Annotated in this window: 13 protein-coding genes and 1 pseudogene; 5 read left to right on the top strand and 9 right to left on the bottom strand. The window is 42.1% G+C overall.

Annotation, left to right across the window (positions count from 1 at the left end):
• Nucleotides 1-268 precede the first annotated feature (268 nt).
• Nucleotides 269-1438 (bottom strand): sulfate adenylyltransferase, encoded by a 1170-nt coding sequence (gene sat / locus O9295_RS12495; protein WP_288033132.1) that lies wholly within the window; start codon nucleotides 1436-1438, stop codon nucleotides 269-271.
• A 131-nt stretch (nucleotides 1439-1569) separates the two neighbouring features.
• Between sat and O9295_RS12490 the strand changes: the two genes are divergently transcribed.
• The 3 genes and pseudogenes from O9295_RS12490 (at nucleotide 1570) to hppD (ending at nucleotide 3757) form a co-directional block, all read left to right on the top strand.
• Complete coding sequence (locus O9295_RS12490; RefSeq protein ID WP_288033131.1) at nucleotides 1570-2274, top strand: SDR family oxidoreductase; 705 nt, start codon at nucleotides 1570-1572, stop codon at nucleotides 2272-2274.
• 56 nt (nucleotides 2275-2330) lie between these two features.
• A pseudogene (locus tag O9295_RS12485) lies at nucleotides 2331-2526 on the top strand (hypothetical protein).
• A gap of 145 nt (nucleotides 2527-2671) precedes the next feature.
• Entirely contained in the window at nucleotides 2672-3757 is a 1086-nt protein-coding gene (gene hppD, locus O9295_RS12480; RefSeq protein WP_288033130.1) for a 4-hydroxyphenylpyruvate dioxygenase, read from the top strand.
• Between the two features lie 182 nt (nucleotides 3758-3939).
• Here hppD and O9295_RS12475 read toward each other — a convergent pair whose 3' ends face one another.
• The gene (locus O9295_RS12475) at nucleotides 3940-4473 is read right to left on the bottom strand and encodes a retropepsin-like aspartic protease family protein (protein ID WP_288033128.1); all 534 of its coding nucleotides are present in this window, start codon (nucleotides 4471-4473) and stop codon (nucleotides 3940-3942) included.
• A gap of 83 nt (nucleotides 4474-4556) precedes the next feature.
• Nucleotides 4557-4898: a histidine triad nucleotide-binding protein gene (locus O9295_RS12470; protein WP_147073365.1), complete on the bottom strand. Its 342-nt coding sequence runs from the start codon at nucleotides 4896-4898 to the stop codon at nucleotides 4557-4559.
• A gap of 180 nt (nucleotides 4899-5078) precedes the next feature.
• Between O9295_RS12470 and O9295_RS12465 the strand changes: the two genes are divergently transcribed.
• Nucleotides 5079-6605, top strand: coding sequence for a YifB family Mg chelatase-like AAA ATPase (locus O9295_RS12465; RefSeq protein ID WP_002757852.1), 1527 nt, complete (start codon nucleotides 5079-5081; stop codon nucleotides 6603-6605).
• 277 nt (nucleotides 6606-6882) lie between these two features.
• On the opposite strand, the gene O9295_RS12460 is transcribed toward O9295_RS12465, so the two are convergent.
• Entirely contained in the window at nucleotides 6883-8187 is a 1305-nt protein-coding gene (locus O9295_RS12460) for a hypothetical protein (protein WP_288033126.1), read from the bottom strand.
• 198 nt (nucleotides 8188-8385) lie between these two features.
• On the opposite strand from O9295_RS12460, the gene O9295_RS12455 reads away from it, so the two are divergent.
• The gene (locus O9295_RS12455) at nucleotides 8386-8814 is read left to right on the top strand and encodes a Tery_1686 family protein (RefSeq protein ID WP_147072521.1); all 429 of its coding nucleotides are present in this window, start codon (nucleotides 8386-8388) and stop codon (nucleotides 8812-8814) included.
• Nucleotides 8815-8888: 74 nt separating this feature from the next.
• Here O9295_RS12455 and O9295_RS12450 read toward each other — a convergent pair whose 3' ends face one another.
• From O9295_RS12450 to O9295_RS12430, 5 genes are all read right to left on the bottom strand, one after another.
• Entirely contained in the window at nucleotides 8889-9455 is a 567-nt protein-coding gene (locus tag O9295_RS12450) for a hypothetical protein (RefSeq protein WP_288033125.1), read from the bottom strand.
• The gene (locus tag O9295_RS12445) at nucleotides 9455-10870 is read right to left on the bottom strand and encodes an AAA family ATPase (RefSeq protein ID WP_288033124.1); all 1416 of its coding nucleotides are present in this window, start codon (nucleotides 10868-10870) and stop codon (nucleotides 9455-9457) included. The genes O9295_RS12450 and O9295_RS12445 overlap by 1 nt, the downstream gene beginning before the upstream one ends.
• Nucleotides 10871-10973: 103 nt before the next feature.
• Nucleotides 10974-11558 carry a pseudouridine synthase gene (locus O9295_RS12440; RefSeq protein ID WP_288033123.1) on the bottom strand — a complete coding sequence of 195 codons (585 nt, stop codon included), beginning with the start codon at nucleotides 11556-11558 and terminating at the stop codon, nucleotides 10974-10976.
• 164 nt (nucleotides 11559-11722) lie between these two features.
• The gene (locus O9295_RS12435) at nucleotides 11723-12511 is read right to left on the bottom strand and encodes an ABC transporter permease (protein WP_147072517.1); all 789 of its coding nucleotides are present in this window, start codon (nucleotides 12509-12511) and stop codon (nucleotides 11723-11725) included.
• Between the two features lie 52 nt (nucleotides 12512-12563).
• Entirely contained in the window at nucleotides 12564-12800 is a 237-nt protein-coding gene (locus tag O9295_RS12430; protein WP_147072515.1) for a DUF433 domain-containing protein, read from the bottom strand.
• Between the last annotated feature and the right edge of the window lie 198 nt (nucleotides 12801-12998).

Raw genomic sequence — 12998 nt, 5'->3', positions numbered from 1 at the left:
GGCGGACAGCACCTTGAAAACTCGGCTTAGGGAGTTCCGTTCAGAAAAGCTTGGCCGGGTAAAAAGTCGCGCGCAACAAGTACAAGAAGCTATAGGCGGTCAACGTACCGTGGGACACACGGAATCGGGCTTCTGAAATGGAGCGAAAGTCTGTGGACTCTGTGTAAGACAGTACATGGTTTTTTAACTGTGGTATGCGACGGTGGTGGAAGCAGAAACTTAAATCGTGAGGTTTAGGAATCGCCGCACTTTTAGGGCGGCGAGGATGTCAAGATCCTTGCATGGCGCGGATTAATTCGGCAGCTACTTCTGGACGGGAGAATTCCGGAGGTGGTAATTCTCCTTTGCGCAGCAGTTCCCGGACTTTCGTTCCCGAAAGGTGGATTCTTTCTTCAGGTAAACTGGGGCTAGTTTTGGTGGTTGCCATTCCCGAAGTGCGGGTACAGTAGAAAGCGTGTTCAAACTTCATCGGCACGATTCCCAATTCCCCAGGCTCGAACTCATCAAAGATATACTGAGCATCGTAGGTTCCGTAGTAGTCCCCGACTCCGGCATGGTCACGACCGACGATAAAATGGGTACAACCGTAGTTTTTGCGGATAATAGCGTGGAAAATTGCTTCCCGGGGGCCGGCGTAACGCATAGCTGAGGGGTTGATAGCCAGAATAACGCGATCTTGGGGGAAGTATTTATCCATCATGATCTCATAGCAACGCATCCGCACATCGGCTGGCACATCATCGCTTTTGGTAGCGCCGACAAGAGGATGCAAGAATAAACCATCTACCACTTCTAGGGCGCATTTTTGAATGTATTCGTGGGCCCGGTGGATGGGATTACGGGTTTGGAAACCGACAATCGTTTTCCAAGCTTTTTCGTGGAACATTTGGCGCGATTGCAGAGGATCGATCTGATATTTGGGAAACTGGGGATGAGGATTGCGCTGAAGTAACCAAATCGGACCTGCGAGGTTAATTTCTCCCTGTTCATAGAGGACTTTTACCCCGGGATGTTTCTGGTCGTCGGTACGATAGACGTTAACTGCTTCGTGGGCCTTATTGTAACGGTATTTTTGGGTTAATTCCAGGACTCCGACAAAGTTGCCTTCGCTGTCATCTAAACGAATCCAGTTGCCTTCTTGGAGCGGATCCGCCACTTCTTCCCTAACGGAAAGAGTCACGGGAATTGCCCAGGGTAAACCATTGATTAGACGCATATCATCGACGACTTTTTCGTAGTCGTCCTGTTCCATAAAGCCTTTGAGGGGACTGAAACCACCAATAGCAATCATAACTAAATCCGAGAGCGCTCGTTCATCTAAGGAAACTCGCGGTAGTTTTTCAGCTAGGGCCAGAAATTCGGCTTTTTCGGCAGCGGTAGCAATACGATTAATTAATTGCCCACCGTGGGGCGCGATTCCTTCGGTCAGTACAGTCATAAAAATTTCTTTACATTGTCACGGTTTATCCTATCAGAAGTTGGCTAACCCTTAATCAAGGGGTTGGGACTAGCGATGATTTTCCAGTCGGAACAGTTTACAATAATATTTGTAAAGAATTGTAAATAATTATGAGCGAAAAAGTTGTCCTGATTGTCGGCGCTACGGGGGGTATCGGTGCCACTTTAGCCCGTAAACTAGCTGTTAATGGTCATAAACTCGTATTAGTGGCCAGAAATGCCGATAATTTATCTAATTTAGCCAGTGAGTTGCCTTGTCCCTCTTTAATTGTGCCGACGGATATCACCAATCCGACTCAGGTAGAAACTTTGATGGCAAAAATTGTCTCCCATTACGGCCGGTTGGATGTGTTGGTTAATGCGGCCGGAGCCGGTGTGATGAAACAATACAATAAAATCACGCCGGAAGATTTAGATAAAATGCTCGACCTCAATCTGAAGGGAAGTTTTTATACCTGTCAGGCTGCCGCTAATGTGATGAAGGAAAATAAAGCCGGTCATATCTGTAATGTGGTGGGAATTTTAGGTAAGCATTCTATGGCTATGGCTGCCGCTTATTGTGCTTCTAAATACGGGGTGGTCGGTTTTAGTAAATGTTTGGCCGATGAGTTAAAACGCTATGGTATTAAAATGACTTTATTCTATTTTGGTGGTGTCGATACTCCTTTTTGGGATCAGGTGAGCTTAAAAGTTGATCGCACTAAAATGTTAACCGCTCAAACCGCCGCCGATGCTATCTATTTTGCCATGAATGCTGAACCCCAAGCCGTCCCCATGGAAATTAATATTCAACCCGATAGTCATCTCTTTTTTTAGTCATCAGGAGTCAGGAGTTGGGGTTGGGTACATCTCATTTTTGTCAATCTACTAAGTTGGGATTTTTAAAGGGAAACTTTCTTTCTACTAAAATCGGGTGTTACTTCTGGTTTTATCCCCCAATCCAAGCTTTTGGGGGGTTCTACCCCCCAAACACCCCGTTGGGGGCGTGGCGCCGCCCCCAAACCCCCGCGCATTAGTTTTTCGGTGGGATGCTTACACGCAGCTGCTGATATATCTGTAATAATTTAAGGGTCACTGATAATTGCTGATTGTCGGTGTTTCTGCAAATGTGGGATGCACCCGTTGGGGTTTTAGGGTATTAGTTGAAATTCCCCATTTCCCCATTTCCCCACTCCCCACTTACTAACACTCAACCACTTTTTTGACTTTATCTATGTTTGTTGATCATATTCATTTTTATGTAGAATCGGCCAAAAAATGGCGAGATTGGTTTGTGCGGGTGATGGATTTTCAGGCGATCGCAAGTTTAGTTAATCTCCATACGCACACGGAAATAGTTGGCAATGGCATCCAAAAAGATAAAACTAAACAGATTATTTTTATCTTATCTTCTCCCTTAAATTCCCTTAGTCCCGTGGCGGAATTTTTAAGTAAATATCCTGAAGGGGTGGCGGATGTAGCTTTTCAAGTAGAGGATTTAGACAGTTTAGCTAGGAGAATTAAACAGGACATTTTTATTCAGGAAACTGTTTTGGCTAGGGGTAAGATAAAAAGCTGTCAAATCTCTAGCATTGCTGATCTCAAACATACGTTAATTGAAAGGCAGGGAATCACGCCAATTTTAGCCGATCCTCATCTGATTCAATACGATGGTAGGGAACAATATAATCAGGATATTCTGGCGATTGATCACTTAGTTTTAAATGTTTTTCAAGGGAATTTAGAGTTAACAGCCAATTGGTATGAGGAAAATTTAGGCTTTAAAAAAAGGCAAACTTTTACTATTAAAACGGAGCGTTCTGGTCTTTATTCTCAGGTACTTGTTTACCCCGAAACTGAATTAAAATTACCGATTAATGAGCCAGATAGTAACAGTTCTCAAATTCAAGAATTTTTAGATATTAATCAAAAATCTGGCATTCAACACATTGCTTTAAAAACAGAAAATATTGTAAACTTAACTCAAAAATTCCGAGATAGGCAGGTAGAATTTTTATCAGTTCCAGACAGTTATTATCAACTAATTAACTATCAAAAAAAAGATTTTAATATTGCTGATTGGGAATGGTCAGAAATAAAAAAACAGGAAATTCTCATCGATTTTGAACAAAATAGTCATTCCCTCCCGGAAAAGCCGACTTTACTGCAAATTTTCACTAAACCAATTTTTTCCCAGCCGACTTTCTTTTTTGAATTAATCGAGCGACGTCATGCCGCTAGAGGTTTTGGAGAAGGCAACTTCCGGGCCTTGTTTGAAGCGATCGAACGGGAACAAATACAGCGAGGAACTTTAGATTAGAGTCAGAAAAGCGAGAATTTTTCCCATGAGACTAAGTAGGTAGGTGTTAAAAGTTTTCAGGCACCCCCCTTATCAAGGGGGGCAGGGGGGATCCCCCCGCCTATCGGCACCCCCCTTATCAAGGGGGGCAGGGGGGATCGAACCTAAAATCCATTTTTAATTTAATTATAACCAGCTACTTATCAACGATAACGTAATTCAATCACATCTTTTTTGATCGTGACATCATAGGAACCAAAAAAAGTTTGTCCCAAGAGTCCTAACCCTTCCATTTGGGGAGAAATACCAACAATCTGATTAGATAAAACCACCTCGCCAACTTTAATAGAATTAATGCGACCAAGATAAACCCTAACGACACCGCCAGCGGTATGAGCGAGTACTTCCCTTTCCCGTTTGACTTTCATCGCTTTTGCCATGGCATCGGTAAGGACGATGCCACTAGCTCCCGTATCAAAAAGCATTTCATAATAGTGACGGTGATTAAAAACCACCATCACCGTGGGAATGCCATTAACCCGGCGTTGAATCGGTAACTGATAAACTTGCGGGGAATTTTTCCTATTTCTAGATGAACCGCCACAGAGACGGCTAAGATCTATCTGTTGTCCATCTGCTCTTTGGAGAAAGCATTCCGATTGAGCGAGAGTCGCGGCGGTGAAGGGAAATAACAGCAGGGTGCTGGACAAAGCGATCGCAGAAATAGACCTATTCATGGGTTTAACATCGAGAAGACCGACTCGGAAAAGAACGCTTCTAGCTCTATAATTCCCCAAAAATGCGGGAAAATAACGGGGGTTTAACCGGGGGGCCAGGTCATTGGGCGATCGCCTAAGAGATGGACATGAAGATGAGCGACGGTTTGACCCCCATGTTCCCCATTATTGATCACCACGCGATAACCTTGACTTAATTTAGCTTCGGCGGCCACCTTTTTAACAGTTAGTAACAAATGTCCCAATAAATCGCGATCGCTGTCGCTGGCTTCCTCTAGTTTCGGAATCGGTTTTTTGGGGATAATGAGGATATGGGTGGGTGCTTGGGGATTAACATCTCGAAAAGCGAGAACCAGATCATCTTCATAGACGATCGAGGCAGGAATTTCTTTACGGATAATTTTGCTAAAAATAGTCTCGCTCATAGACAAATTGCTTTTTTTTTAACTATACCATTAAGCTCTCAGCTTTTCTGGTTAGGTTATCCCCAGAAATACGCTGATTTTCCGGGTAAATTCCCAGATAAAATCATTTTTATGCGGAAAACTAGCCTAACATCCTGTTTCATTTTCCTAAGAACTCACTTTATTTTTACTTGAGCCAAAATGTTAGCAAGGGTTTGGAGTGCGGCAATTATCGGCATCGATGCCATTAAAATCGGGGTAGAGGTGGATGTATCGGGGGGATTACCCGGAATTGCCGTGGTGGGTTTACCCGATACCGCCGTGCAGGAGTCGAAAGAAAGGGTAAAAGCTTCCCTAAAAAATGCCGGATTTGCCTTTCCCATCCGCAAAATTGTCATCAATTTAAGTCCCGCCGATATCCGCAAAGAGGGGCCGATTTATGATTTACCGATTAGTATCGGCATTTTAGGGGCTTCCGAACAGGTAGAAGCCGATTTATTGGGGGATTTTCTCTTTTTAGGTGAATTATCCCTCGATGGTAGTTTGCGTCCCGTGGCGGGGGTTTTACCCATTGCTGCCGCTGCCGAAAAAATGGGGATTAAGGGTTTAGTGGTTCCTGCCGATAATGCCAAAGAAGCGGCCGTGGTCAAAGGCGTACAAGTGTATGGGTTTCGTCATCTATCGGAAGTGGTAAATTTCTTAAATGAACCCGATCGCCATTCACCGATGACTTTTAACGCTGCCGAGGAGTTCGGGCGATCGCGGGTAAATCTCCCCGATCTCAAGGATGTTAAAGGTCAAGCAATTGGCCGTCGGGCCCTGGAAATTGCCGCAGCTGGAGGTCATAACCTAATTTTTGTCGGGCCACCGGGCAGCGGTAAAACCATGTTAGCGCGACGTTTACCAGGTATTCTGCCCCAGCTTACCTTTGCCGAATCCCTAGAAGTCTCCCAGATTCATTCCGTCGCTGGATTACTGAAAGATCGAGGTTCTCTGGTGCGCGAGCGTCCTTTTCGCAGTCCCCATCACTCCGCTTCCGGAGCGGCGCTGGTGGGAGGTGGCACTTATCCCCGACCAGGAGAAATCTCCCTTTCCCACCGTGGTATTTTATTTTTGGACGAATTAACGGAATTTAAGCGCAGTGTCTTGGAATATCTCCGGCAACCCCTAGAGGATGGTTATGTGAGCATTTCTCGCACTCGTCTTTCTGTCGCTTTTCCGGCCCGTTTTACCCTGGTGGCCAGCACCAATCCCTGTCCCTGTGGTTATTACGGCGATTCGGTGCAACCCTGCAGCTGTTCACCGCGACAACGGGAACAATATTGGGCGAAATTATCGGGGCCGCTTTTAGACCGTATTGACCTACAAGTGACCGTAAATCGCCTGAAACCGGAAGAAATGACCCAAGAGAGTCGGGGAGAAGCTTCTGAGCAAGTGCGGCAACGGGTAGAAAGGGCCAGACAAAAGGCCAGCGATCGCTTTCAGAATACGGGGATTCGCTCTAATGCGGAGATGAATTCCGAGCATTTGCGGGGTTTTTGCGCTCTTGATCATAGCAGTCGCCATATTTTAGAAGGGGCAATCCGAAAATTGGGTTTATCGGCCCGAGCAATGGATCGCATTCTCAAAGTTGCCCGCACCATTGCCGATTTAGGAGATAGTGAAATGCTGAAAAGTTCCCACGTTGCCGAAGCAATTCAGTATCGCACTCTCGATCGTTTAAGTTAGGGTTTGCGGCAAAAAGTTTGTTGCTGGGGTTAGGAGTCGGTCGTCAGGATTCAGGATTCAGGATTCAGGATTCAGGAGGCGGTCGGCGGTCGGCAGGAGTTGAGAGTTGGGGTTTTAGGGAGTTGGGGTTTTAGGGTTTTGGGGTATTAGTTGAAATTCTCCTATCTCCCCACTCCCCCACTCCCCCACTCCCCCATTCCCCCATTTCCCCATTTCCCCATCACCCTACACCCCACACCCCACACCCCACACCCTACACCCTCTTTCAAGTCAGGAGTCAGGAATCGGGCGATTCTAAGCGTTTTTGCCATTCTCGATCGATTTTATCCGAGCGCTCGCTCTCTTGTTCGAGATAGTCTTGATCCGTAGAATAACTAATATCAGCATCCCTAATCACTTTTTGGTCGGCAAATTGACGAGAGTAGGCAAGTTTTTGCTCTAATTCAGGATTACTTTGTGCTAATAAATCTGCTCTTTTTTCTCGCTGTTGATTGCGTTGATTAACCCGCTTATTTCTCCACTGTAAAAAGAAATAACGACCGAGGGGAATCCCCAAAAAAGCAGCGGCATAACTGAGGAGAAAACCGTAGATACCTGTGACTATCGACCCCAGAGAACCGCTCAAATCGACACTATCACTGTTGAGCAAATATCCTAAAACTAAAGCGAGGATAAAGTTAACCGCCCCTAAACCTAAAGCTAAGATAATTTGACCACTATCCGCTTCGCTAAACTTCCAGCGTTTTTCCTTTAGATAGGGCGAAACTGCTTGTACTTTTCTCTCTTTGGTTGTCACCTGTAGATCGGGAAAATAATAGATAATATCGCCTCGATCGGACACTTGCGGCAACCCATTAAAGCGAGTTAAAACTGGGAGTATATAATCTTCTGTCTCCTCATGACTGGGGGTAATACTATCGAGATAGGGAGCAATTTGTGGAGCGATAATCGAGCCACGATTATTTTGAATTACTTTACCGATAGTTTGCCAGCGTCTCTCCTCTAAATTAAAATTAGGATCGCCATCGCCAAAAAGAAAAGAAAAAACTGCCTCGAGAAAATTCATCTTACTAGGGGGTTTTTCTGCCTTAACTTCCCGATCTCTTCTTTCGTAGTAGTTATTACCAAAATCGGGATAAAAAATCCAGAAAAAGTCCGTGGGAAAGAAGTTAATATTAATTTTGCTATCTCCAGAATTGTTATCCGAGTCACTATCTTTGAACATTAAGCCGATCAGGATCGCTAGGATAGCGAGCAACAGGATTAAAATCGAAATAATTAAAACAATGCCAAAGGAAATGCGAATAACATAAAAAACTACTTGCCAGATTTTACTGGCGAAAGCTTTTAACTGCAATTGCCAATATTTATTCAGAAGAATTGAGCGAAAATTTTCAGGGAAAAGATAGATAATCTCCCCCGTATCTGCTACCTGTAAATGTCCCCCCGCTTCCGCAGCTAAAGCTAATAATCCCTTTTGTGCAGCGTTAATCTCTAAACCCGATTTTGCCGCCACATCACCCACCGTAACCCGATAGCCTAATTTTTCGATCGATTGTAATAGAGACTCTTGGGGATTCATAGAAAATACTGTTCCTGTCGATTATCCTATTTTCTAGTTTAGTTTTGATTTTGTCTTTTTGGCAGCGGCTATCTTGATTGACAGGTGCGGCATTTTGGACTCGATCGAGAAAATATCGTTATAATTGTCCCAATAGTCGCAAAAAGCAGGGCTAAACTGTATAAATAGTTACTTTATAAGCAATTATCAGAGGTGAGCATGAATGCGTCGGAACAGGCAAAAGGATTAGAATTAACGGCGAAGATCGCCACACTCGTCAACCTGTTTAAACAAGAATTCCCCGATGCAAAGGCAGATCTGAAACCTTGGCGCAATGATCCCCACACAAGGGAGTTAACGGATCCCGACTCGATCGATATCGCTTTCCATTTTCCCGGTTGGAGTCCCAGAATTCAAGGGCGCAGTATTCTGGTACAAATTCGTTTTCATCTCGATAGCGAGGATCAGCATCAGCGTTTGATTGGCTTAGAAATGCAGGCTTTTAACCATCAAGGAACTGCTTGGCGACTATCTACGGTGGAAAATTGGCAATTAGTCGGCAATTATCAACCTTCTCCTAAGGTGGCTGATAAGTTAAAATATTTCAGCCGGCAGGTGTTTGAAGTTTTTAAAAATGAGCATCGATAAGGCTCTTTCGGCACTCTCGGCAAAAGATCGTTATTCGATCGAGATTAAATCGGTCATAATGTCAAGCTATAGGACTAAATTAATTCTTGAAAGTGCTTCGCTTGAGCGGAAATTTTTAACATTTTTTCTGGTTGATCATGAATCTCATTTTTTTGAGAGGATTTACGGCTGCTGGTGGTTGTTTTAGAAATACTGATATTTTTAATACTAACAAAGCGATATTGATAGTCCTGAAGAAAATCGGGTTGATTCCAAAATAAGCGTCCGATTTCACGACAATAGGAGACAAAGCATTTGGCTCCTTTTAATTGTTTAATTATCGATGAATTAGAATCTCTGCTTTTCTTCATTTCCAGACAAAGGATAACTTTTTCAGAAGTGGTATTAGCGATAATTATAAAATCTGCACGCTTACACTCACCTTTACTACCAGTAAAAATTTTGCGGACATCAAAAAACTCATCTAGCTTGATCACAATAACTCGATCAGGTTCAGGCATTCCACTAATCACAAACGAATAGTTATCTTGATTTTCTGTCAGTTTCAGTAAATAAATATCTCGTTTGTACTCTTTTTTATATTCCAACTCTACTATCGCACACTTGCTAATCATTTCTTTGAGGATAGCAATATCAGACATTACTCCTCACCCCAAATAATAGCCGTTTGAATACGATTCATATTTTCGATAGTAGTATCAAAACTGCCTGCTTCGATACCCATTTCGTGATCAATTTTAGCGGGAGTTAAAGTGTTAAATTGGGTCTTTCTTTTTTGTCCTTTTAACATCTTTGAATCTTCTTCAGCAATATAGACTTTAACTTGATTAGCCGATAATAATTCCTCTTGTCTATAGCCTTCTTCTGCGGCAATTTGTTTCAGGTGTGGTTTATTATGGTTAAGCATAATTAATGTGTTGATTTCTTTGATAATATAATCACTGTGAGTAGTAATAAAAACTTTAATACCAATGTTGATCAGTCGAGCGAAAAGTTTAGCGATACGGCGTTGATTTTCTGGATGGAGATTTAATTCAGGTTTATCTACTATCAACAAATCTCCGATGCGAGCTTCGTGTCTTAAATAAAAGCCAATGTCTAAAAGAGAACGTACAGCACTAGAACTTTCATCCATCGATAGTCTAAGTCTTTTTCCTTGTCTTTTTACTTTAGGAATGTAATAAAGTTCATCATTGTTAGTAATCATATATTGACCACCAATAATATCGGCAAAATCTTCTAAAATACTGGGATGATTTTCGGCAATAAAGCTAGTTTTTTTGACAATTGTTTCTATTTGTCTAGTAAAATCTACATTTTTTTTGACTGGTAGCGCATAATCCTGAGAAACATTAAATAACAGTTCACTAGGATCAAAATTGCTATTTTTGCTAATTTCTTCCAGTAAACGATTACGAGCAAAATTTAACTCTTTGCGAAAAATTGCCGCTCCTGTCCTTTCTGCACTGGCAATAAATGGCCTGGGAAAAAACTGAGAGAAAATTATATCTTGGATGCTGTTGGAAATGATATATTCGATATATTCAAGAAAATCACCTCCCAGATTTATTTTTTCTGTTTCTGTTTCTGTTAATAATGCAATGGATAAATAAGGCTCATTTTCAGGTTTGCTAATCGAGATAATTTCCCATATTGCTGTACTAATTTTCTTTTCATACTTATTTTGAAATTGAATATTGTCAAAATTTAATTCTATCTGAAAATCAACATTTTTAAACCTCTCCTCGTTAGCCGCAAAAACTTCAGGTATTTGTTGAATATATCTTTGACAACCTGTAGTAATAATACTTTCACACTGTTGAACATACTCCTGTAGATCGAGACTAATTACACCATCAGAAAGTAGTTGCTCAATTTTTTCTTTGAGGCCAAATCTTGGCCCCGTTAATAGTCTTCGCCAATTGTCTAAAAAACCGAATAAAGCGTAGGTAGCATAAGTTTTACCTGTATTATTACCACCACAGATAATTGTGAGGTCGCCTAGACTGAATTCTGCCTGTTTTAAAATGCCAAGATTTTTAATTTTAACTTTCATGTTTGTCTTAGGTTTAATATTCACGATTATAGATAATTGTGGGTCATTTGATCAAGTCCCACACTATACATTCAACTTTGATTGTCAAGGTTGCTTACAGAAATTATAACCTTTCTAAGGCTTTTCTCTCTTTTTCAGTCACTTCTCGCCATTGACCGGGTTGTAATCCTGTTAAGCATAATTTATTGTTTTTGTCAATAGTAATGGCTGTTCTAATTAATCTTAAAGTGGGATAACCAACGGCAGCCGTCATCCGTCTTACCTGACGATTTCTCCCCTCAGTTAAGGTAATTTCTAACCAAGCGGTGGGGACAGATTTTCGATAACGAATCGGTGGCTCTCTGGGGGGTAAATCTGGTTCAAAATCTAGTGAATTAACTATTGCTGGTCGAGTGCGATAATCCTGAATAGGAAGACCTTGACGCAATTTTTCTAAAGCGTTTAGGTCTGGAATTCTTTCGACTTGTACCCAATAGGTACGCGGATGAGCAAATTGACGATGACCCAAACGATGCTGTAATTGACCGTTATCTGTGAGTAATAATAATCCCTCGCTGTCCCTATCTAAACGACCGACAGAATAGATATTTGGGATGGGAATATAATCTTTTAAAGTCGAGCGACCATTTTCATCAGTAAACTGACATAATACATCGTAGGGTTTATAAAAAAGGATATATTTATTCAAGGGAAAAAGGAGTCAGGAGATAGGAGTCAGGAGCTTTTTGCTTTTATCAGTAAAAATCAAACAGTAATCCGTGAAAAGAAAGCTCTGAACTTGCCACTTAATACTGTTCACCGAATACTTAAATCTGATTACTGATTACTGATTACTGATTACTGATCACTGATTCAATCCCGTTGATGGGAGAATTGATAAGCACCGACAATCGAGAGAAGAATAGCGACGATTAATAAAATGGGGATAGCAAACCAAGGAAATTGATTTATATCGTAGGCTGCGGCTCTTAATCCTAGACTAGCATAGGTGAGGGGCAAGGAATAAACAATAATTTTTAATGGCCAGGGTAAGGTTTGGGGGTCGAAAAAAGTTGCTCCTAAAAAAGACATCGGCACGATTAAAAAGTTATTATACAGACTGACACTTTCGAGGGATGTAACTCGCAATCCGACAATTGCCCCTAAACCGGCAAAGACGGCACAATTTAAGATTAAAATTAATAAAAAGAGGGGATTGAGAAAACTGGCAAATTTTCCTGTAAATAAGATAGCAACGAGAATCACTGATGCAGAAGTCATTACACCGCGCAAAATTCCCGCGAAAACTTTGCCTAAAAATAATGAGAGGGGATGGACGGGCAGTAATAATAATTCCTCGAAGGTTTTACTAAATAAGCGATCGCCACAGATGGAAAAGGTGGTTCCCCCGAAACTGATCGCCATTGAGGACAGGGCCACCATTCCGGGTAAAATAAATTCTAGATAAGAATCGCCGAGTGAGGGTTTCATCGAGCGATCGAGGGCGCTTCCCAACCCCAACCCGAAACCGATAATATAGATTAGGGGAGAAACTAAACCTGTGGCGGCGATCTGAAGGACTCTCGCCCGTAAATCTAGCCATTCTCCCCAAAATACGGTTAAAGTGTCTGTTAATATCGTCTGAGCTTGAGCTAGTTTCACTGGTATTTTGGTTAATTAGTAAATATACTTTTGATAACTATTCCCTGAAACTTCATGGTGCGATTTGGTAGATGCTTTTTACCTGAGTTAATCGAGTGGCAAACAATAACGCGGCTAGAATATCCTCCCGTTCCAAATCATCGTAGTCGGCTAAAATATCTTCCATACTCATGCCAGAACTAAGTAATTCTAGGATAAATTCAACAGGATAACGCAATCCTCGAAGGCAAGGTTTGCCGTGACATATATTCAAATCGAGGGTGATTCGCTGCAAAAGTTGTTTTTCCATCGGTAATTCAGTTGCTTGTCATCGCCAGTTATTGAAAAATTTGACCTGCCTTTTTCCGGCTCTCCCAGCTTTGGTGGGTAAAATGTATTCTAAGATACATTTCTCCTAGCGAGGGGGTGGAACGAACCACAAAGACACAAAGGACACAAAGATCGATCGATCCTATGTAAGTTAAACTTATCACACAGAACCTAGAAG

The sequence above is a fragment of the Microcystis sp. LE18-22.4A genome (assembly GCF_027531105.1).
GTDB classification, from domain to species: domain Bacteria; phylum Cyanobacteriota; class Cyanobacteriia; order Cyanobacteriales; family Microcystaceae; genus Microcystis; species Microcystis aeruginosa.
Note: the sequence above shows the minus strand (reverse complement) of the source record. Positions and strands in the feature narration are given on the sequence as shown.